The 19,636-nt window shown below is 57.9% G+C and carries 19 protein-coding genes and 1 tRNA gene; 9 read left to right on the top strand and 11 right to left on the bottom strand.

Translation table 11 applies throughout. The annotated features are described in order from the left end of the window. The first annotated feature begins 43 nt into the window (after positions 1-43). On the top strand, positions 44-2,800 hold the full coding sequence (gene ppdK / locus ACZ5PA_RS01065; RefSeq protein ID WP_464930444.1) for a pyruvate, phosphate dikinase: 2,757 nt from the start codon (positions 44-46) through the stop codon (positions 2,798-2,800). A 6-nt stretch (positions 2,801-2,806) separates the two neighbouring features. Here ppdK and ACZ5PA_RS01060 read toward each other — a convergent pair whose 3' ends face one another. The 3 genes from ACZ5PA_RS01060 to ACZ5PA_RS01050 all read right to left on the bottom strand — a co-directional run bounded on the left by ACZ5PA_RS01060 (position 2,807) and on the right by ACZ5PA_RS01050 (position 5,212). Continuing rightward, complete coding sequence (locus tag ACZ5PA_RS01060) at positions 2,807-3,139, bottom strand: hypothetical protein (protein ID WP_464930443.1); 333 nt, start codon at positions 3,137-3,139, stop codon at positions 2,807-2,809. Between the two features lie 435 nt (positions 3,140-3,574). Next, entirely contained in the window at positions 3,575-4,408 is an 834-nt protein-coding gene (locus tag ACZ5PA_RS01055; RefSeq protein ID WP_464930442.1) for a metallophosphoesterase, read from the bottom strand. Positions 4,409-4,498: 90 nt separating this feature from the next. Beyond that, on the bottom strand, positions 4,499-5,212 hold the full coding sequence (locus tag ACZ5PA_RS01050) for a TatD family hydrolase (RefSeq protein WP_464930441.1): 714 nt from the start codon (positions 5,210-5,212) through the stop codon (positions 4,499-4,501). Between the two features lie 78 nt (positions 5,213-5,290). Here ACZ5PA_RS01050 and ACZ5PA_RS01045 point away from each other — a divergent pair, with 78 nt between their 5' ends. Together ACZ5PA_RS01045 and ACZ5PA_RS01040 are read left to right on the top strand one after the other, a co-directional pair. After that, positions 5,291-7,030, top strand: a complete 1,740-nt coding sequence (locus tag ACZ5PA_RS01045) for an isomerizing glutamine--fructose-6-phosphate transaminase (protein WP_464930440.1) — start codon at positions 5,291-5,293, stop codon at positions 7,028-7,030. Next, entirely contained in the window at positions 7,027-7,476 is a 450-nt protein-coding gene (locus tag ACZ5PA_RS01040) for an aminoacyl-tRNA deacylase (RefSeq protein WP_464930439.1), read from the top strand. Before ACZ5PA_RS01045 ends, ACZ5PA_RS01040 begins: the two co-directional genes overlap by 4 nt. Here ACZ5PA_RS01040 and ACZ5PA_RS01035 read toward each other — a convergent pair. The 3 genes from ACZ5PA_RS01035 to ACZ5PA_RS01025 all read right to left on the bottom strand — a co-directional run bounded on the left by ACZ5PA_RS01035 (position 7,444) and on the right by ACZ5PA_RS01025 (position 8,658). Then, positions 7,444-7,644 (bottom strand): hypothetical protein, encoded by a 201-nt coding sequence (locus ACZ5PA_RS01035; RefSeq protein WP_464930438.1) that lies wholly within the window; start codon positions 7,642-7,644, stop codon positions 7,444-7,446. The two genes, ACZ5PA_RS01040 and ACZ5PA_RS01035, sit on opposite strands and share 33 nt — an antisense overlap. 30 nt (positions 7,645-7,674) lie before the next feature. After that, a complete protein-coding gene (locus ACZ5PA_RS01030; RefSeq protein WP_464930437.1) occupies positions 7,675-8,085 on the bottom strand; it encodes a CBS domain-containing protein in 411 nt (136 codons plus the stop codon). A 461-nt stretch (positions 8,086-8,546) separates the two neighbouring features. Next, positions 8,547-8,658, bottom strand: a tRNA-Cys gene (locus ACZ5PA_RS01025). A gap of 48 nt (positions 8,659-8,706) precedes the next feature. Between ACZ5PA_RS01025 and ACZ5PA_RS01020 the strand changes: the two genes are divergently transcribed. Beyond that, positions 8,707-9,861, top strand: a complete 1,155-nt coding sequence (locus ACZ5PA_RS01020) for a fucose isomerase (RefSeq protein WP_464930436.1) — start codon at positions 8,707-8,709, stop codon at positions 9,859-9,861. Here the strand turns inward: ACZ5PA_RS01020 and ACZ5PA_RS01015 are convergent. Together ACZ5PA_RS01015 and ACZ5PA_RS01010 are read right to left on the bottom strand one after the other, a co-directional pair. Continuing rightward, positions 9,847-11,271 carry a UbiD family decarboxylase gene (locus tag ACZ5PA_RS01015; RefSeq protein WP_464930435.1) on the bottom strand — a complete coding sequence of 475 codons (1,425 nt, stop codon included), beginning with the start codon at positions 11,269-11,271 and terminating at the stop codon, positions 9,847-9,849. The two genes, ACZ5PA_RS01020 and ACZ5PA_RS01015, sit on opposite strands and share 15 nt — an antisense overlap. A gap of 18 nt (positions 11,272-11,289) precedes the next feature. Further along, positions 11,290-12,165 (bottom strand): UbiA-like polyprenyltransferase, encoded by an 876-nt coding sequence (locus ACZ5PA_RS01010; protein ID WP_464930434.1) that lies wholly within the window; start codon positions 12,163-12,165, stop codon positions 11,290-11,292. 54 nt (positions 12,166-12,219) lie between these two features. Between ACZ5PA_RS01010 and ACZ5PA_RS01005 the strand changes: the two genes are divergently transcribed. The 3 genes from ACZ5PA_RS01005 to ACZ5PA_RS00995 all read left to right on the top strand — a co-directional run bounded on the left by ACZ5PA_RS01005 (position 12,220) and on the right by ACZ5PA_RS00995 (position 13,933). Then, positions 12,220-12,771, top strand: coding sequence for an ASCH domain-containing protein (locus ACZ5PA_RS01005; protein WP_464931256.1), 552 nt, complete (start codon positions 12,220-12,222; stop codon positions 12,769-12,771). Between the two features lie 71 nt (positions 12,772-12,842). Continuing rightward, positions 12,843-13,637, top strand: a complete 795-nt coding sequence (locus ACZ5PA_RS01000) for a CobD/CbiB family cobalamin biosynthesis protein (RefSeq protein WP_464930433.1) — start codon at positions 12,843-12,845, stop codon at positions 13,635-13,637. Positions 13,638-13,657: 20 nt separating this feature from the next. Further along, complete coding sequence (locus tag ACZ5PA_RS00995) at positions 13,658-13,933, top strand: hypothetical protein (protein WP_464930432.1); 276 nt, start codon at positions 13,658-13,660, stop codon at positions 13,931-13,933. Here ACZ5PA_RS00995 and ACZ5PA_RS00990 read toward each other — a convergent pair. Next, positions 13,930-15,525: a radical SAM protein gene (locus ACZ5PA_RS00990; protein ID WP_464930431.1), complete on the bottom strand. Its 1,596-nt coding sequence runs from the start codon at positions 15,523-15,525 to the stop codon at positions 13,930-13,932. The two genes, ACZ5PA_RS00995 and ACZ5PA_RS00990, sit on opposite strands and share 4 nt — an antisense overlap. Before the next feature lie 60 nt (positions 15,526-15,585). Between ACZ5PA_RS00990 and ACZ5PA_RS00985 the strand changes: the two genes are divergently transcribed. Next, entirely contained in the window at positions 15,586-15,996 is a 411-nt protein-coding gene (locus tag ACZ5PA_RS00985; RefSeq protein WP_464930430.1) for a hypothetical protein, read from the top strand. Positions 15,997-16,004: 8 nt separating this feature from the next. On the opposite strand, the gene ACZ5PA_RS00980 is transcribed toward ACZ5PA_RS00985, so the two are convergent. Then, positions 16,005-17,027, bottom strand: coding sequence for a phospholipase D-like domain-containing protein (locus ACZ5PA_RS00980; RefSeq protein ID WP_464930429.1), 1,023 nt, complete (start codon positions 17,025-17,027; stop codon positions 16,005-16,007). A gap of 29 nt (positions 17,028-17,056) precedes the next feature. On the opposite strand from ACZ5PA_RS00980, the gene ACZ5PA_RS00975 reads away from it, so the two are divergent. Further along, positions 17,057-18,151 carry a glycosyltransferase family 2 protein gene (locus ACZ5PA_RS00975; RefSeq protein ID WP_464930428.1) on the top strand — a complete coding sequence of 365 codons (1,095 nt, stop codon included), beginning with the start codon at positions 17,057-17,059 and terminating at the stop codon, positions 18,149-18,151. Here ACZ5PA_RS00975 and ACZ5PA_RS00970 read toward each other — a convergent pair. Further along, complete coding sequence (locus ACZ5PA_RS00970) at positions 18,126-19,298, bottom strand: ATPase domain-containing protein (protein ID WP_464930427.1); 1,173 nt, start codon at positions 19,296-19,298, stop codon at positions 18,126-18,128. The two genes, ACZ5PA_RS00975 and ACZ5PA_RS00970, sit on opposite strands and share 26 nt — an antisense overlap. Between the last annotated feature and the right edge of the window lie 338 nt (positions 19,299-19,636).

The following is a 19,636-nucleotide window of genomic DNA, read 5'->3' as shown; positions in this document are numbered from 1 at the left end:
TATATAAGGAAAATCTTTTTTAGATCTCTATTTCTCTTTATCCATGGCGAAGAAGTATGTTTACGACTTCGAGGAGGCCGATTACAAGAACAAGAAGCTGTTCGGCGGAAAAGGCGCCAGCCTCATCCAGATGACACAGTTAGGCTTGAGGGTTCCGCCGGGTTTTATAATCACCACCGAGGCGTGTAAGGACTTCTTCTCGCCTCGAAGGGCCGAGATTTCGGAGCTGGAGTCCTTGCTGGCAAAGCAACCGCAGCCCGAGGTGAGGGATCAGCTCATAAATAAGCTCTTCTCTCTGATAAACAGCTTGGACTTGCCCCCTGGACTGTGGGAGGAGGTCGTGGAGCACATGAGGCGTCTAGAGCAAAAGACTGGAAAGAAGTTCGGGGACCCCGAGAACCCGTTACTCGTCTCGGTGCGCTCTGGCGCTGCCGTGTCCATGCCGGGCATGATGGATACGGTGTTGAACTTAGGCCTTAACGACGAGACCGTTAAGGGATTAGCCAAACAGACAAACAACGAGTGGTTCGCCTACGACGCATATAGGCGCTTCGTGAACATGTTCGGCAGAATAGTGCTCGGAATTGACGACAAGCTCTTCTCGTCGGCTTGGGAGGAGGTGAAAAGGAAGTACGGAGCCAAGGAGGATCCAGAAGTCCCCGTGGAGGGCCTCAAGGAGGCGGTCGAGAAGTTCAAGGACATCGTCAAGAGGCACTACGGCGAGTTCCCGCAGGATCCCTGGGAGCAGTTGAGGTTGGCGATCAAGGCCGTCTTCCGCTCTTGGGATAGCCCGCGCGCCATATTCTACAGAGTAGCCGAGAAGATCACCCCAGACATAGCCGACTGCACCGCGGTCAACGTGGTCACCATGGTCTTCGGCAACATGGGCTGGGACAGCGGGACGGGCGTGGTCTTCTCCCGCGATGTGGCCACCGGCGAGAACAAGCTCTACGGAGAGTTCCTCCCGGTGGCCCAAGGCGAGGACGTTGTGGCCGGCATTAGGACTCCGATGGACATAGAGGAGTTCAAAAAGAGGTTCCCGCACCTCTACGACGAGCTGTATAGAGGCGTGAAGCTGTTGGAGAAAGTGAACAAGGACGTACAAGACGTCGAGTTCACCGTAGAGAGAGGAAAGCTGTATTTCCTCCAGTGCCGCAACGCCAAGATGACTCCGCTGGCCCGCGTCAAGACCGCCGTGGATATGGCCAAGGAGGGTATCATCACAAAGGAGGAGGCGTTGCTCAAGGTATCGCCCGAGCACGTCCTCCAGCTCTTGTACCCGCGCATAGATCCCAAGGTTAAGGCCCAGCCCATAGCCAAGGGCCTCCCGGCCAGCCCTGGCGCTGTGTCGGGCCAATTGGTGTTCCACCCTGACGATGCGGTGAGGTGGGCCCGCGAGGGCAAAAAGGTGATCTTGGCCAGAGTGGAGACCAAGCCTGACGACGTCCACGGCTTCTACGCCGCTGTGGGCGTCCTCACGAGCAGAGGAGGCATGACCTCGCACGCGGCCGTCGTGGCCAGGGCAATCGGCAAACCCGCCGTGGTGGGGGCGGAGGCGCTCGTGATAGACGAATCGGCGAAGACCATGAGCGTCAATGGGCAAGTCTTCAAGGAGGGCGATTGGGTCACCATAGACGGCAACACGGGGAACGTCTACGCCGGCGTTGTGCCCACTGTAGAGCCCGAGCTGATACCGGAGCTCGAGGAGTTGCTCGGCTGGGCCGACGAGATCAGGAGGCTCGGCGTTAGGGCCAACGCCGATCTCCCGGAGGACGCCGCGTTGGCCAGGAAATTCGGCGCGAGGGGCATAGGGCTTTTGAGGATAGAGCGTATGTTCAGAAAACCGGAGAGGCTCGAGTTGCTCCGCAAGGTAATACTCGCCGAGAGCCGCGAGGAGAGAGTGAAATACCTAGAGCCGTTGTACAAGATGTTGAAGAGCGACTTCAAGGAGATCTTCAAGATAATGGACGGCTTGCCCGTGATAGTGAGGCTCATCGATCCTCCGCTCCACGAGTTCTTGCCGAAGCCCGAGGAGGTGTTACAGCAGATATACGAGACTAAGGCGGCCGGAAAGGACGTCAAGGAGCTGGAGTGGCTGTACGGAAGAGTCAAGGCCTTACAAGAGGCCAATCCGATGCTCGGACACCGCGGCGTGCGCGTAGGCGTGACGTACCCCGAGTTCTACTACTACTTGTCGAGGGCTATACTCGAGGCCGCCGCCGAGTTGAAGAGAGAGGGCTTCAACCCCGTCGTGGAGATAATGATACCTCAAGTGAGCGATGTCAGGGAGATAAGATATGTCAAGGAAAAGGGCATACTGCCGGCCTTGGCCGACGTGGAGAAGGAGACGGGCGTGAAGCTCGACGTGAAGATAGGCACCATGGTGGAGACCGTAAGGGCGGCGCTCACCATGGATAAAATAGCGAGAGAGGTCGACTTCATCAGCTTCGGCACGAACGACTTAACGCAAGCCGTCTTCAGCTTCAGCAGAGACGACGCCGAGAATAAGTTCATACCGCAGTACTTAGAGCTGAAGATACTAGACGCCGATCCCTTCGAGACCTTGGACATAGACGGCGTGGGCAAACTCGTCGAACTGGCGGCGAGGACGGCCAAGGAGGTCAACCCCAAGATCGAGGTGGGCGTATGCGGCGAGCACGGCGGTGATCCCAAGTCTATATACTTCTTCGAGAAAACTGCGGTAGACTATGTCAGCGCTTCTCCGTTCAGAGTACCGCTCGCCAGGCTAGCCGCGGCGCAAGCCAGAATACTGGGCTCAGGCAAGGCCGAAAGGGAGTAGTTTACATTAACGGGGTAAATTCTTATTCAAGGCCGCTATGGCCAACGCGATGATGAGCAGAAGATATAAAAGAAGCGGCGCGTGCTCGAGCGCAAGTGGGCCGAGGCCTATAGTCGGGGACCACACGGTCTCCGAAACCCTCCCGGCGTTGAACGAGGCTATGAACAGTAAAACTGCCAGGAGCCCTCTGCTGGCCTGCCTCAATAACAGAAGAGCGATAGCCGCGTAACACGCCGCGTAGACGAGGTTTTCGGCAATTAGCTGGGGCGGAAGCCCCATGAAATTCACGGCGATGTAGGCAAGCGCCAATACCAACAATAAGCCCGAAAGGACTTTCATTGCCGCGTTCGGGAAAACCCGATTTAAGTATTCAGACTGGGACGGCCAGCTCATCAATCCTCATATCGGAACTCATCACAGCTCTCCCGGACCTCCCCAGGTTCGCCGCCTTCGCCGGCGCCTCCAAGCCCTACGGCTTGGGCACGCCGGCTTGGCAGGCCCCGAGGGCCGAGGCCTCACTGCCTCCCGACGGCGCGCGCGGGGGCTACGGCCAGCCCGGCGGGGTTACGGGCCCCCCAGACCTGGGGCTCCTCGCGGAGGGGCGGGCGGCGCCCGCCCAGCCCACTGCGACCCCCGTCCTACCGACGCGCGCCTACCCGCGCGGACCGCCGAGAGGGTCCTCCGCCCCGGGTCCCCTCGAACGCCCGCCCGGCGGCTTATGGGTGCTCCTCCGGGGGATGGCCTCTCGGGGCTATTATCCAATAACAACGGGTTTTATATTTCAGCTTTATGGACCGCCTTGCCTGTCGACAGATCGTAGACCTCTAAGACGCCGCCGTCCAGCACGGCCACCTTCGGCTTGACTGAACGATACGGACCCGCTCTGCTTGTGAAGATGGTGTGCACCACGCCGTGGTGTTGCGTGTAGCCCGAGCTGACGTATAGATGGCCGCGCACGACCGCCTTAAGCCCTTCTTTTTTGAGGAACTTCTCGAGCGGGGACCTTCCGTACAGCCATATGCCGGGTCCCCGCGGGCTAGGGGCGTATGTCTCGCACTCACAAGGGTCGTTCCAGAGGGCTTGGTACGCGAGCGGATCGCCGGGCAGTATCAAATCGCCCTCGATCCTCCTCAACTCGTCGAGCGAGGCGGGCTCCATTGAGGGCTCCTTGAGCGGGATCCCTCCGTGCACCGCGAACACCTCCCCGTTCACCTTGGCCGCGATGGGCATTTTGGAGAACATCTGTTCGATCTCCCCGTAGAGCTCGGCGCAATTGGGTAGCTTCTTCAAGAGGCACAGCTCGTCTATAAAGCCGCCGTCCTCGTTCATAAGCGGCGACTCGTGGTTCCCCCTCAACACATAGGCCTTATCCTCTAAGTGGAGCTTCACGACTGCGGTTAAGACCTCGAGTCCGTGAGTCCCCCTATCGACGTAGTCGCCTAGAAAAAGGAGCTTGGAGCCCTCCCACCTCCTCAACACGACGTCCAGCGTGTCCTTATCGCCGTGCAGATCGCCGACTATCACAAGCCTCTTCTCGGCTACATCCAGCATAAGGCCGCCCTCCTCGAGCTTGCGCTTGGCGTCCGAGAACAACTTCCTTAGATCCACTAGCTTTCGGGATCGATGCCCAATATTAGAGTTTCGGGACGTCGGCTTCGACAACACGCGAAGGCGAGCTCGATCTGGCGCGAAGGCCTGTTACAACCTGAAGAGCCTAGCCGCGTTCGAGTAAAGCCTCTCCTCAGCCTCTTCGGGAGTCGTCTTCCATATATCGGCAAGCACTTTGACCGTCTCCCTGACCATTGGAGGCTCAAGCCTCAGCCCTCTATACTCGTAAGGCCCGTCGCTCTCGAGCACCACCATGTCGGGCTTCGCGGCTTCGGCCACATCCCTGTGCTTCCTCTGTATCTTAACGGCGGGATTTATCGAGATATAGAAGCCGTATTGGGCTATCTCGTCGAGCAGGTCCAACGGACCCGTATACCAGTGTATGAGCGCTCTGTCCACGTCGGCCTTTCTCAAGGCCTCCACGACGTCCCTCCACGCGTCGGGCGCGTGCACGTTTAGGACTAAGTCGTACTCTTTAGCTAAGCGCAAGAACGCCGAGAAGAACTCCTTCTGTTTTTCGTAAGTGTCCGGCACGAACCTCTTATCGAGCCCAACTTCGCCCACACAAGGCGCTTCGCTCTTCTCGATCAGCCTCAACGCCTCCGAGAGGTCCTCGGGCTTTGCCTTGCCGACGTTCCAGGGATGAATGCCTAGACACGGCACCACCCCCAGCTCCTTGGCGAGCTCCAAGGTCCGTTGCGAGCTCCTCATGTCGTCGGACACCGCGACCAGCCTTATTCCCGAGAACTTGGAGAGCTCCTCGTCGCTGAACTCGTGGCAATGGCAGTGGCAGTCCACTAGCATGTGGGAAATCGCGTATCCAAATTAAATTTTCGGTATCGTATACGATGCGGCGTTTTAAAAACCCGCGTAGACGTAGTCGTGGGCGGGATCTTCGGGTTCTACTGCAAAGAGCCGAGAAGCCTCGAGGACGTGAAGATCGGGCTGAAGAGGTTGACCTATAGAGGCTATGACGGAAGCGGAGTGGCGTATATATCGGGCGGCGCTCTGCGGGTGGTGAAAAAGCCCTCGCACGTGGACCTCTTGGAGCTCCCCAGGGAGGACGTCTACGTCGCGTTGGGCCATACCAGATACGCCTCCCGCGGCAGAATAACATTGGAGAACACGCACCCGCTCCTGGACTGCAAAGGCCGCTTGGCCGTAGTCGTCGACGGAGTTATAGACGACTACGAGAGGTTAAGGGATGAGCTATCGGCGAGGGGCCACAGATTTGTCTCGACCACGGACGCCGAGGTGATCGCCCACCTCTTAGAGGAGGCGAGGCCCGCGGAGGTCGCGCGGAGGCTCAACGGCCTTTTCTCCTTCGCCGCGTTGACCGCGGACGGAGTGCTCTTCGCAGCGCAACGCGGCCAGCCGCTGGTTGTCGCGACCTCTGGCGGTTGTGCATATGTGTCAAGCGATATAGCGAGCTTATACGGATTCGCTGAGGAGGCCTACGTGGTGCCCGAGGGCGCCTACGTGGAGTTGTCCCCCGGCGGCTTCAAGGCGTACTTGGAGGACGGATCGTCGGCGCCTCTTGAGAAGAAAAGAGTGAAGGAGCTCCAATACGCCGATAAGGCCGGATTCCCCCACTTCATGCTCAAGGAGATCTACGAGGTGCCAGAAGCGCTCGTGAGGACCAAGGCGGCATTGATGGAGAAGTACTTGCGGCTGGCCTCGATGATAATCCAAGGCGCTAAGAGCGTCTATATAATAGGCAATGGGACGAGCCTACACGCCGGGATGGTGTCGTCCTACTACTTCGCCGATGTGGGGCTGAACGTCTACGTCGTGAGCGCTGCGGAGTTCCCACACTACGCCTTGAGCAACGTGGGGACCGGCACCGTGGTCATCGCGATAAGCCAAAGCGGCGAGACCTCCGACGTCATAAGGAGCATAAGAGCGGCTAAGAGGCAGGGAGCTGTTATATTAGGCGTAACTAACTCCGTGAGCTCGAGGCTCGCCTTGGAGTCTAACGTCTATCTGCCTATAACCGCCGGTCCCGAGATGGCGGTCCCGGCCACTAAGACCTTCACGTCGACGCTGGAGACCTTGTTGATATTGGCCTACCACGTCGGGCTACACACAGGTAAAAGGGATGCCTCAGATCTTAGGTCGCTTGATAGGAGGATAGAGGCCCTCGCCGAGAGGTTGAAGAGCTCCATAGTCGGCTATGATAAAATAGCCGAGGCCCTCGCCGAGAGGTTGGCGATGGGAAAGTCCGTCTACGTGGCAGGCAGCGGGATCGTTTACCCAGTAGCCCTTGAAGGCGCCTTGAAGCTCAAGGAGGCCGCCCTCCTACATGCCGAGGGCGTCCAGCTGGGCGAGCTGCTCCACGGACCTCTGGCCTTGGCCTCGCGCGGGCTCCTCGCGGTCTTCCTCAAGCCTGCCGACGCCGGCGCGACGAGCCTATACGAGAGGGCTATCAAGATCGCCAAGGAGAGAGGAGTTGACGTATTGACCTTGGGCCCCGGTTGCGAAATGCCGGCTGTCGAGGCCGACCGCGAGTTGGCCCCTATATCTTATGCCGTCTCGTTGCAGTTACTGGCCTATCGAGCTGGCGTTAAGCTGGGGGTGCCCATAGACACCCCGCCTGGTCTCGTCAAAGCCGTGACTATATGAGGACCTATAAGTCCCAGATGCTCGGCGTTGACGTGGAGGTGTTGGAATTCGACGAGGGGGTAGAGACTGTTGAAAGGGCGGCGAAGGCCAGCGGAGCTCCGCCGGACTCCATAGTTAAGACCTTGTTGGTGAAGGCCGGCGGCCAATACGTCGTAGTCTTGGCCAGAGGCGTTGTGAGGATCGACTTGGAGGCCCTCTCCCGCGCCCTCGGAGCGCAAGCGACTATGGCCAAGGCGAGGGAGGTCAAGGAAGTTCTCGGCGTCGAGCCAGGTGCCGTGACGCCTCTCAGCGAGAGGGTCAAAGCGCTGAAGGTTATAGCGGATCCCGGAATACTTCGGCACGAGTACGTGCTCGCCGGCGGGGGCGCGGTCAACAAGTTGATCAAGGTGAGAGTCGCCGATTTAGTGAACGTCCTAAGGCCTGTGTTCCTCGAGGTCTTCCGTTAATCGCCTCTCGTCGGATCTTTCCTCGTATAGGCCTAAGCCCGCCACCAACACGACTACGAACCAAGCCAACGCCAAGAGGACGAAGTTCCGCGAGATTAAGGCGATCCAAGTGAACGCTATGGCTAACAACAAGACCGCAACTAGGGCCGCTATTTTGTCGAGTCCCATGAGGGCGGGAGCAAAAAGCGATTTTAAGGATTAGCCTGGAGGCGCGAGGCGCTCGGCCATCTCGGCGAACTCGGAGGCCTCCAACAGTTGGCCGCTCTCGTCGGCTATATCCCTCGAGGTCAGAACGCCTGCCAACTTGCCCCCCAAGGTCACGACAGCCACCTCGGCCCTTGCGTTCAACATAGCCTCGGCTACTCTCCACAAGGGCTCATGGCCCTCGACAAACAACGGCGGCGAGTTGACGGCCTCGATAGCCGGCGAGTCCGCCCCAACGCCGCGGGCGACGGCCTCTACGATGTCGGCGTCGGCGATGACTCCCAACACGTCGTCCCCCTCGGCCACGACGACGCAATCGCCGCCGAGCAACGCCTTAGCCGCATCGGCGAGCTTATCGGTGGGCCTTACCAAAGGCGCCTTCCTGGAGAGGTCTATCGCCCTCACGTGAAGATCTCGTTTTATCCTTAAAAATCTTATTATTTAAAAATATTGAATATATGTTTTAAGTAATTATGATTTATTTAATTTTATATAAAATAATAAAGACTTTAAATGAATGTTATATTTCATTTTAGTAATAATATTTGATTATATAATTATATTAGGTAAATATATTCTATATTGTAATTTTTCTTTTATTCAATATATGTTTACTGTGAGCTGTTTAAAACTTGAGCTATACCTCAGAAGCCGGTATAGAATAGGAGATAAGAATTCGGAAAATGATGATGATATCGCGTTTTAGACGACACGAGGGCGGGCCGAGAGATGGCTAGAGCCGGAAGCAACCGCGTGACGGCTCTACTGAGCGCTCGGAGATGGGGCCTTCGCGGCGAGGCTCTCGGAAAGATGGAGGATGTCAAGGTGTCTTAGGCCGGCGATCCTTAGAGGTCGGTAAAGACAGTTGGAGCCGCCGCCGGGATCTGTTCGGGGGAGCCCCCCGTTGAACCCGGGACATCCGCCTATTCAGCCTACGGGTCTGCAGCCCGCCGCTATACCGGGCTTAGCTACGGCGGCTCTGTTAAAAGCACGTCCAAGTTTATTAACTTTTGCCCCCGAGTTGCCGTGTACGCAATCATTGCGTTCTACTCGCCTATTCACGGCGAAGGCTACGCCAAGAGGAAGTTCGACGAAATTAGGCGATATCTGCCAAACGCCCTGGGCCCGTTTAAGTCGGCGGATGAGGCTCCCGATTTAAAGGCCAAGGTCTTGTTGGCAATCACGTTAACCGGCGGCACAGGCGCCATGGTCGCCGACTATGCGAAAAGGCTCGGCGTCAAGTCCGTGGTCACCTTGGGCTTCCCCGAGCACAACAGCGCTGCGTCTTCGTTATCTACGCGGTCATATCTGGAGGCCGAGGGCATCAGAGTCTGGCCGGTCCACTGCGCTTCTGGAGAGGACTGCAACGAGGCGGCGACTAGGGCCGAGAGAATTACGCGTGCCGCCGCGCTTTTGACCTCCCCGAGAGCGCTCTTAATAGGAAGGCGCACGGCCCAAGCCGACAAGTTCTCTGCTAAATTCGGCGGCGCGATCGATGTAATGAGCCTCGACGAGTTCGCAGAGCTGGTCAAGGGCTCGCCCCCCGATCCCGATTTCCTGCTCACCTTCGGCGTGGAGGACGTCGCCAAGATATACTCTGCGCTGAAGTCGTTGGAGGGCTACGACGGCAAGGCCTTGACGTGTTTCCCGTATATACTGAAATACGGCGTGACGCCTTGTCTCGCCTTGGCGTTCGCCAACGCCAAAGGCGACGTGGTGGCTTGCGAGGGGGATCTACAAGCGCTTGCCGGCATGCTTCTGTCCAAGGGCTTGACCGGACACAGCGGCTGGATCGCCAACGTCGTGTACGCTAAAAACGATGAGGCCTTCTTCGCCCATTGCACGATATCCCTCGACATGGCCAAGTCGTGGCGGCTCATGCCTCATTTCGAGACGGGGCGTCCCTATGGCCTAGCGGCATCTCTCGCCGAGAGGAGATATACGGCGGTCAGCTTCGGCCCAGCCTTCGATAAGATGGCCGTTGGCGTCTTCGACGCGATTGAGTCGGGCAATCTAGTCGACTGGGCTTGTAGAACACAATTGAGGGCCAAGCCGTTGTTCGACGGCGAGAGGATCTTCGGCCTAGCGCCGGCCAACCACCACGTGTTCATGCCGGGCGATAGGAGGCGGGAACTGAGGGCCGTAGCCTATTTGCTCGGCGTAGAGCTATTGGAGTACTGACTTGAGGATATCCGCGACTCTCTTGGAGACCTCGGGATCCGGCTCGACCTCCTCCGGCCACGGACGTCCGCCGTATTCCTCGGGGAGCTTCCTCGTGGCGTCTATGCCCAGTTTGGAGCCGTAGCCGGGCACGGGCGAGCCCGTGTCCAATATATCTACGTGTGCGCCGGGAATCACGACGACGTCCCTCTGCGGGTCCACGCGCTGCGCGATCGCGAAGACTACTTGGTTGAGGTCGTGGACGTCCACGTCGTGGTCCACCACTATTACGACCTTTGTTAACGACATCATGTGGCCTAGCCCCCAAAGCGCCGTCATGACCTTCTTGGCGTGTCCTGGGTATCTCTTCCTTATGGACACGATGGCGACGCCTTGATAGAGCCCGTATTCCGGCAGATTTAAGTCGACCACTTCCGGCAAGAGGAACTTCAAGATGGGCAAGAATATCCTCTCCACGGCCTTCCCCATCCAAGCGTCCTCGAGCGGCGGCTTCCCCACGACTGTGCCATAGTATATCGGATCCTCCCTACGTAATAACGACTTGGCCTTGAAGACGGGGTAGAGGCCTCCTGGATCGTAGACCCCGTAGTGATCGCCGAATGGGCCCTCTTTTCGCAGATCTTTTACGTCAACGCACCCCTCTATCACCACCTCGGCCCTCGCGGGGATCAATAAGTCGGTCGAAACGCCTTTAGTCACCTCCACGCCTTCTCCCTTCACCACGCCCGCGAAGAGGTACTCGTCCAGGGGATAAGGAGTCGGCATCATGCCGCTGAGCATCAATGCGGGCTCTCCGCCTATGGCTATGGCCGCGTCGACGCACCCCTCAGAGCTGGAGAAGAGCTCGGCCGCCCTCTTGTGTATCTGCGCGTGTACTATCGCCTCGGTCTTGCCCAGTATCTGTACTCTGTAGACGCCTATGTTGGTCGCGCCCCTCGCGTCTCTCGTTATGAACAACCCGTATGTTATATAACGACCGGCGTCCTTCGGCCAAGACCTAAACGCGGGCAAGGCGGTGAGATCCGGCTCGGCCACGACCTCCTTGACGGGCCCTCCCCTCACCAACTTCGGCATATATTTGCCCAACGATGCCACTTCGGCGAATGCCTTGATCTTCTCCGCGAACGTGGTCGGCGGAGGCGCCGAGAGAGGCGCCAAGAGCCTCTCGCCTATCTCCTCCAATCGCTCAACGCCGAGGGCTAACTTTATCCTATCTTGCGAGAAGAGGTTGCCGACCACGCGCCATCCCGGATAGCCCTTCACCTTCTCGAACAGCAAGGCGGGCCCCCTCCTATACGCCGCTTGTCTTATTGCTTCGGGTATCTCCAACTCCGGCGAGAGCTCCGCCGTTATCCTCCTCAATTGTCCCCGCTCCTCGAGGGCCTCGAGGAACTCCCGAAGGTCGTCCACGACGGCGCGACCTCCCGGCTATAAGTAGCTTATGATGACGCCCGCCGCTATTAGAAGCCCTACCGATAAGTTCACATTGAACGCCTTTGGTATCCTCCTCTCGTCGAAGGCGGCCACTGCCGACCACGCCTCGACGGCCGATCCCGCCGCGGTGAGGACGAAGCCTACGACACCTCCGCCTATGAGAACATAGTTAGCCAAGAACAAAGCCGCCGAGGAGAACAAGAGGAGCGTCCAAGCAACCTTGGCGGCGCGCTCGCCGTAACATGCCGGTATGCTGCCGAGCCCTATCCTCTTGTCGAAGTCGAGATCCATCTTGGAGTAGAACACGTCAAAGCCTGCGACCCAGAGAGCCGACCCCAGCACGAGAAGCCAGGGCGTATTGGCCACGGCCGCGGCTATGTCGGAGCTATGCACGGCTATAGAGGCGCCGAGAGGTACCAGCGCATATACGGCGCCGAGGTGCAGATGCGGCAAGCAGTGGAGGCGCTTGGCGTAGGGATATGATATCACCACGGCTAAGTAGGGGAGGCTTAGGTAAAGAGGCCAAGGCCCCAACATAGCAGCGGCGAGCTCGAACAGAACTGCCCCGAACGCGAAGACTGCGTATGCGCCCCGCAACGACACGGCGCCGGTCACTAACATCCTGTTCTTAGTCCTCGGGTTCAAGGCGTCGATATCCCTATCAGCTATGTTGTTGTAGGACATGCCCGCGATCCTCAAGCCCACGAACGCCACGCCTATCCACAATGCCTCCCACCAAGTTAAAGCCCCGCGCGAGGCCTCGAGCGCCGCCGCGTAGGCCATGGGGAGCGCGAAGACCGTGTGTTCAATTCTCACGAATTTCAGATAGCGCGAGAACGCGGCGCTGGCGGCCTCGGGATCCCACCTCACGGCGTTTCAAATGCGCGACAAAAAAATTTCCTCCCAATGTTCCTCGTGCACTTGATGCTCTCGAGGCGATACGTGGCGGAGCTGTTGAGCGGCAAGAAGAGGGCCACAGTGAGGCTGGGCAGAGTCAGGAAGGATAGAGAGGCGATAATCCATAGCGGCGGGCGAATAGTCGCCGTGGCCGAGATACTGGACGTTCGCTATAAGCGCTTCGGCGAGCTGGACGATTTCGACGCCCAGCTGGACGGCTACAAAGACGCCGAGGAGCTCAAGAGGGCCTTGCGTAGGCATTACCCGTCGATAAGGGATAACGACGTGGTCTCGATAATATTGTTCGGCTCCGTGAAGCCCTTGGATCTTCCCGAAGATACGGGATATGGCGGCTTGAGGCCTCACGAATTGGCTGAGCTGGCTTTGAGGCGGCTTGAGTTGAGCGACGACGACAGGAGAATTCTAGAGGCCGTGGCTAAATACAAGAGCATAAGGAAAGCCGCCGTGAAGCTTTTCGGGTCTATAGAGCGTAGGAGAGCTATCAGAAGGCTTTTAAGGAGGATCGCCAAGAGGTTGAGTGGGGATCCCCGGACGTCCTCGCAACGGCGCTCCTTCTAGAGGCAGTTGATATCCCCAGGCGTTGGAGAGGCTACCTCGTCAGCAGACTGATCCCGCCGCAGATACACCCGGTGTCCCTCGTCTATAAAATCGCCTCGCGCTTAGTCGCGAGGGGCTCGACTACGAGAAACGCGGTCGTCGTAGCCTTCTTGGCGTCGGCGGTGCCGGCCCTCTTGTGGGCGCTCCAGGCAAACTTAGGGCATGGCGTATGGCAGATCTTACTAGAGGCCTATCTACTCAAGTTGGCATTCTCCGAGACCCACATCCTCTATCCGTGCACGTCGGCGTATAAATCCGGCGATTGCCCTCGAGAAGTCGTCGGCCAGTTCGTGCGGAGGGATTTATGGGCTGTCGGGTGTGGCCACGTGGCCTCGGCTTGTCTAGAAACAGCCGCCGAGTCCTTCGCGGACTCCTTCATCTCGCCGTTGTTCTGGTATGCACTCTTGGGCCTCCCCGGCGCCTGGGCGCAGAGGATCGTCAACACACTCGATGGACTTATAGGCTTCAAAGAGTGGGGGAAATCAGGCGCCCCCGCCGCCTATTTGGACACGGCGCTCAACTGGATACCCGCCAGAATAGCCGCCTTGTTCATACTACTGGCTGCGTATCTCCTAGGCCATAGGCCCGATCTCGGGGCGCTCGGCGATAGGTCCATCGAGAGCCCCAACGCGCGTTGGCCCATCTCAGCCATGGCAGCTTCGTTGGGAGTAAAGTTAGAGAAGCCGGGCTTTTACAGCGTGGGCTCTGGCGAACTTCCCGACCGTAGCCACGTCCTCGAGGGCTTGCGCCTTATAGCCGTTGCGTTGGTCTTGTACTCGGTTTGCCTGTTCGCGGCTTTACAGGCGCTGGCGGGGCTCAACTTTTAAAGACGCCCATCTTGAGCTCCATGCGTAAGCTGGACGAGGTTGTCCGCTATTATTACTACGCCTATATAGGGTTCGCGTTAGGCGTTGCGACGTTTTATCTGTACATGACGCTGGGAGGCTATATATCCCCCGCCATATCTCTCGGAAACTACTCGGTGAACTTGGCCGAGCTCGTTGCGGCGATCTTCAGCGCAGCTACTATCTTCGCCGTGTATTTGAAATATGTAGAGGAGGGAGGGGCCAAGGCCGCTGAAGCTCAGCGGAGAGGGCCGACTAGGGGGAGGAAAAGGCGTTAGCCGCCCAGCTTCTTTAGATATTTGGCCACGCGCTTGTTGGAAGGCTCTGGCGGATATCGGATAGCCAAAACGCTCCTGAAGCCGTGCTCCACCACGATGGCATCGAGCCTTGTGCCCGGCCGTATCACTTCGGGTATATAGACGAGTAGCGGATAGGAGCCCGGTTGTCTGGCGTAAGTGCCCTTACCGTAGTTCAACTCGGCTATGAGTCCTCTGAGAACAGTCCCCCGAGGCGTCACCCTTTCGAGCATGGGCTTGTCGAAGTTGAGCCTCACCCATCTCTTAAAGGCGTAGACGAGCCTCTTCCTCTCCTTCAGCTTGGCCTCCAACTTCTTCGCCAACGGCCATAGCCTTGTGCCTGGGAACGTCATCACTTGTCTTATATTTACACGTCTTACCAGGAGCCCTTCATCCAGTATCCTCTGGAGAAACTGCTTGTTCAGCTCGTAGGTCTCCTTAGTCTCACCGGGTAGCCCCAAGACGAAGTTTATGCCCGGTAATAACCACGGCATTCCGTTAGGGCCTCTAATCGCGCCGATAGTGCTGATGAGCTTAATAGCCTCGAAGGCCTCCTCCGGATATACCTTTAAGTTGTTGAGCTTGACCACGCGCGGATCGGCCGTCTCGATGCCCATGGCGGCCACGTTGCCCGGAGTCCCGTACTTCAACAAGAGCTTTGTTATCTCCGCAGACTCCTTGGGCCATCTCGCCACAGTCCCCGGATTGACGTTGTCTATGTGCAAGGTCTTAAGCCCCGGCGCCGCGTTTCTGACGCCTGCCAGCAACCGCTCGACGGCGGCTACGTTAGGCCTCGGCAGATCCTCCTTGCCCGTGTCCTCGGCCATATACGCGTAGAAGTCGGCTTGCCTTCCGAGCCTGAAGTGCACGACGCCGGCCTTGTGGAGCGCCTCGACCTCACGAGCTACGGCCTCGGGCGTTCTGAACTCCACAGCGCCGTAGGCCACGGTGGTGCAGAAGGAGCAACCGCCCGAGACGTAGCGGGGACATCCGCTGTACGTCTCGATCTCGGCGATCAGGTTCACGCCGAAGTTGGGATGCTGTTGGACCACGAAGGCCCCCTTGACTGCGAATAGGTCCACTAGCTCGTACCCCTCGTGCGTGGCTGATGGGCGCGCCTTCTCCGCGCCGAATTTAATCGCCTCGTAGACAACGAGGTCCACATCCCCCGTGGCCACTATGTCGTAGTATCGTCTGAAACGGCCTGGGGGAATAGCGGCGGAGCCGCCTCCGATTCCGTAGCCGTAACGCGCCACGGGCCCTCCCAGCACTTTGAGGGGCCCCTCCAGCCTGCCTATGTCCAACAACTCGTCGTATGAGATTGGCGTTGCCGCCAAGTACTTACCAGGCGTGGTTATCCCGGCCACTACCACGACCATGTCGAAACCGGCGAGTATCTTGAGCGAGGCCGGCCAATCCCTCCTCAGCTCATCTATCGTGAAGTACTTGACCTCGCTGTCAGGCGCCGCCGTCTTCGCAGCGCCGGCTATGTATCTAGGATAGACGTCCACGTACGGCGGAACGCCGAGGCCGGCCGGCTCGTCGGTGTAGCCGTCGACGATGGCGATACGCACGACCGAGTCTCGCAGAGCTAATAAAAGCTTAAGTATAAATAGACCCCTATCTACACGCTAATGGAAAGGGAAGGGCTTCAAGCGGTCAACGCTTGGATACAAGCGTTTAACAAAATAGGGAGATCCGAAAGCAATTTCCACAGCTTCGAGCTCATGAAAGGGCCTAACACAGTTGTGGCGACCCTCGTCTTACAGGGGATCGAGACCAGCGGCGTCTGTCTACAAGGACCTTACGCGTTAGCTTCTATATCGCTTGTCGGCGATAGGGTCAGCTTGAAGTTGGCCTCGGGGAACTACCAGAGGTGCGGCCAAGGGCCCAACGAGACTACCGAGAAGAGAGAGCCCGTCCAGGACAAGGTAATCGATCTAGGGAACGATCCTGAGCTGATCAACGCCGTTAGATCAGTTAAAACCGAGGGCGATTTCGTGAGCCTCCTCGAGGTCGCCCTAGAGCTCGCGGCCGGCGCCTAACCCGCTTTTTATCTCCTACGCCGCCTCTTATTGGCCAATAACGTCAAGGCTGCTAATAAAACCACGATAGCTATGTAGAATAGATCCGATTGTGGAGCCGACGACGTCAAGGCGCTGGACTGCGTCGATGTGCTCGAAACGCTCGGCGTTGTCTTCCCGGCCCATTGATAGATCAACTCAACGGCGGCTCTGGCGAAGCTCGGGCAATAGAGCAGTAATCCTATCTCCCTATTGTTGTTTATGGAGTTGCCGCTCAAGTTCACAGAGCCCACATAGACGTAATCGCCCACGACTATGACCTTCGCCGTGAGGTCGTTGACCGTGCTGACGCCCGGCACGTCGGTTACTCTGGCCAAGGCCACGACGGCCTTGCTCATGAGGGCGTCCGCTAGGCCTGAGCTGGAGTATATCTCCTCCACAGCGGCATATGCCCGCCCCGGCCTGTCGAGCAACCAGCTCAAGTACCGATATGAATTAATCGGCGATATCACAATGCCGATGTAGTTGTAGGACGGATAGACGCCGTTGTAGTCGTTGAGGATTATAGTCGCTATCTGCCGCGCTAGCGTCGAGTTCTCTACCACGACGGCTAGCCCCAAGTCGTTGGTGACGCCCGAATAAGTCGGGTTTATCGAGCCCAATATGATCGTCTTGTTGTCGACCACGAAGACCTTGCTGTGGACGTACTTGAAGTCGTAGTTATAGGCCACGTGAACTCCGTTTTCCTGGAGGTATTGGACGAGTTGTTTCTCGGTCGTGGGAACGCCGCCGTAGACGTTCCCCGATAGGACCACGTAAACTTGGACCCCCTTTTGGGCCAACGAGGCGAGGGTCTGCGCCAAGTCCCTCCACGTGAGAGCGTAAGCCTCAATGTATACCGCTTTTTGCGCCTTGGATATATACGTGACTATCGCCGTGGCGTTCTCCGGCCCCACTATAACCGCGTTGGGACATAAATTCAGCGCTTGTCCGATAGACAGCGACGCGATCAATAACAGAGCTAGAACCGCAGTTGCGGCGTTCCTCAGCATAGCTTTTAAGAACGGCCACTTTTTTATCTGTGAGGACTGACTCCAGTGCTGACCCCGTGAAGAACGCCTCTGTGCCGATATCTATCGTCGTGCCCACCTACAACGAGGCCGAAAACGTGGGGCTTCTCGTCGAGGCGTTGGACAAGGCCTTTAAGGGAATGCGTTACGAGGTGGTGATAGTAGACGACAATTCGCCAGACGGGACCGCCGGAATTGCGTCGAGCCTCTCCGAGAGGTACCCGGTCAAGGTCGTCGTGAGGGCCCGCCGCCTCGGCCTATCCAGCGCTGTCGTGGACGGCGCGAGGGCCGCCGCGGGCCACGTCATTGTCGTCATGGACGCGGACTTCCAGCATCCCCCAGAGCTAGCCCCCGTATTGGCCCGCGCCGTCCTCTCAGGCGCCGATCTCGCAGTTGGGACTAGGTATAAAAGAGGCGGCGGCGTGGAGGGGTGGTCCAAGACCAGATTGCTGATGTCCAAGACGGCGGCGCTTCTGGCGAAGATCCTCTTGCCGGAGGCCAGGCCACTCTCCGATCCTGAGTCAGGCTTCTTCGCGACTAGGAGGGACTGTTTGTCCTCTATTAGGCCCACCGGGCTGTATAAGATATTGCTCGACGTGGCGGTCCAGTGCAAGCCCTCCAAAATCATCGAGGTGCCGTATATATTCAGGCCGAGGAGGGCCGGGAGGTCGAAGCTAGGCGTCAGGCATATCGCGGACTACTTGGCGCAACTCCTGAGACTGGCCGGCTGGAGGCCGTTCAAGTTCGCCGCAGTGGGGGCGTCCGGCATAGGCGTGGCCGAGGCTATCCTATACGCCTTGAGGGAGATAGACTACCCCATAGCAGCCGCTCTGGCTATCGAGATTTCTCTGACCTCTAACTACGTCCTCAACAAGACGTGGACCTTCAAGGACAAGACGACCCCGTGGCTTAAGGGATGGCTTAAGTATCACGTGGCCAATTTCGCGGGGGCTACGGCCAACTACCTCATCTCAAACGCCTTGGTTCTCGCCGGGACCTCGCGCTATTTGGCCTACCTATTCGGCGTATTGGCCGGCTTCGCGGCGAACTACCTCCTATCGGAGTTATACGTTTTCAAGGCTACGCGCACTCGAGCCTCTCCGTGAGCTTACAGAGGGGTCTCTTCGGCTTTCTGAACGACTTGACCACCTCCACTATTATGCCCTCCTTCTCGCGACGCAAGGCGAGCACGTTGTCCACGTAGTTGGCCAAGCCGTAGCTCCTCGACATAGTTCCCACGAAAGTTACGCCGGCCTCCTTCAGCGCGGCTAACATCCTCATGTTCAGCTCGAAGGCCTTTCTGCCGTATACCCTGAACTCCACGTCGAAGCCGTCGGAGATTAACAAGTCCGGCATGACATCATTGATTAGCCGATAGAACTCGTAGATGTGGGTGCCGTAAGTGGGGGGTTTCAGCCTAATCGCGATAACCTCGAAATCGGCTCCGTACTCCTTGGCCCTTTCTTTTATCTGCCAAGGCTCCTCTGAGAAGGTCCTGTAAACTACCTTATAGCCCCTCGCGGAGGCCAAAGACGCTATCTTCACGGCCAACGTCGTCTTGCCCGAGCCGACGGGCCCTACAATCAGCGTGTTCCCCAAGAAGGCCCCTCCGACTAGCTCGTCGAGGGTGCTACTTGTCGATACCTCCACGGGCCTTCTAGGCGTTGGCTTCAATTCGTCGAAAAAAACAAGGCCCGCCGAGCTGATTATGTCGAACTGTTTGCAGCAGCCTCCAGGGAGGCCCCTCGCCTTGTCTATACACATCCTCCGTTCCGGAACGCCCCCCTCGGTGCGCTCGAGGTAGAGCCTCACCACGTTATCCGCTATGTACTCAACGAACGGAGGAGTGCCCTTTTCTAATGTCATGACCACGTCGATATGCGCCGGCCTCAACGATCGATACAAAGCGTTTAGCATAAGGGATCTGCCCTCGGGCCCCTCCACAAGCGGCGTTATGGAGTCTATGACCACGAGGTCCGGCTTGTTCTCATACACGTAGCCCAGTAGTCTATTCCAGAAGGCCTCCGGCTGGACCAGCACGGCCTCCCAGAAGTCGACCCCCTCGAGCTTGTAGCCTAGGTTTAAGGCGTTGTATAAGAACAAGTCCTTCCCCTCGTATAACGATATCCACAAGACCTTTCTGCCGGCCCGTAAAGCCTCATAGGCCATCCTCATGGCTAAGGTGGTCTTCCCCACGCCCGGCTTCCCGGCTATCGCGGTGATTCCCTTGAGCTCTAAATGCGTTGCGTTCACGGCCTAGCCCTCAGCAGCCCAAGTCCCTTAAGATCTCTAGGTTTATCTACAACGAGATCTCCCTCTTTTTCCATAAGCCGATCAGATAATATATTTATAAACATTTCGGTACTACGAACACAGCGCTTTTACCAACAAGGGATACGCTCGCTGGGCTTTCGCAAGGCGCGCTCCTCGATGGCGTGGCCGACAACTTGCCGTTGCTAGACGGCCCAACTAGGCGTTCAGCGATGCGCAGAGTTCGGCTTGGGCCTAGATGCGGCTAACTAGTCGTTCGTAGCCGCCACACGCGGTCCCGGCCGAGTGCCATAAACGCTTTAAGTATCCTCGAGGCTAAT

Source organism: Thermoproteus thermophilus (assembly GCF_055392855.1).
The sequence above is the reverse complement of the archived record's forward strand: the minus strand, read 5'-3'. Positions and strand labels throughout refer to the sequence as shown.

Bases quoted from the DNA above. Each gene is read 5' to 3' on its own strand.
- ACZ5PA_RS00985 (WP_464930430.1), top strand. From the start codon at position 15,586: ATGGAAAGGGAAGGGCTTCAAGCGGTCAACGCTTGGATACAAGCGTTT.
- ACZ5PA_RS01040 (WP_464930439.1), top strand. From the start codon at position 7,027: ATGAGGACCTATAAGTCCCAGATGCTCGGCGTTGACGTGGAGGTGTTG.
- ACZ5PA_RS01060 (WP_464930443.1), bottom strand. From the start codon at position 3,139: ATGAAAGTCCTTTCGGGCTTATTGTTGGTATTGGCGCTTGCCTACATC.
- ACZ5PA_RS01035 (WP_464930438.1), bottom strand. From the start codon at position 7,644: ATGGGACTCGACAAAATAGCGGCCCTAGTTGCGGTCTTGTTGTTAGCC.
- ACZ5PA_RS01050 (WP_464930441.1), bottom strand. From the start codon at position 5,212: ATGCTAGTGGACTGCCACTGCCATTGCCACGAGTTCAGCGACGAGGAG.
- ACZ5PA_RS00980 (WP_464930429.1), bottom strand. From the start codon at position 17,027: ATGCTGAGGAACGCCGCAACTGCGGTTCTAGCTCTGTTATTGATCGCG.
- ppdK (WP_464930444.1), top strand. From the start codon at position 44: ATGGCGAAGAAGTATGTTTACGACTTCGAGGAGGCCGATTACAAGAAC.
- ACZ5PA_RS01005 (WP_464931256.1), top strand. From the start codon at position 12,220: ATGCTCTCGAGGCGATACGTGGCGGAGCTGTTGAGCGGCAAGAAGAGG.
- ACZ5PA_RS00995 (WP_464930432.1), top strand. From the start codon at position 13,658: ATGCGTAAGCTGGACGAGGTTGTCCGCTATTATTACTACGCCTATATA.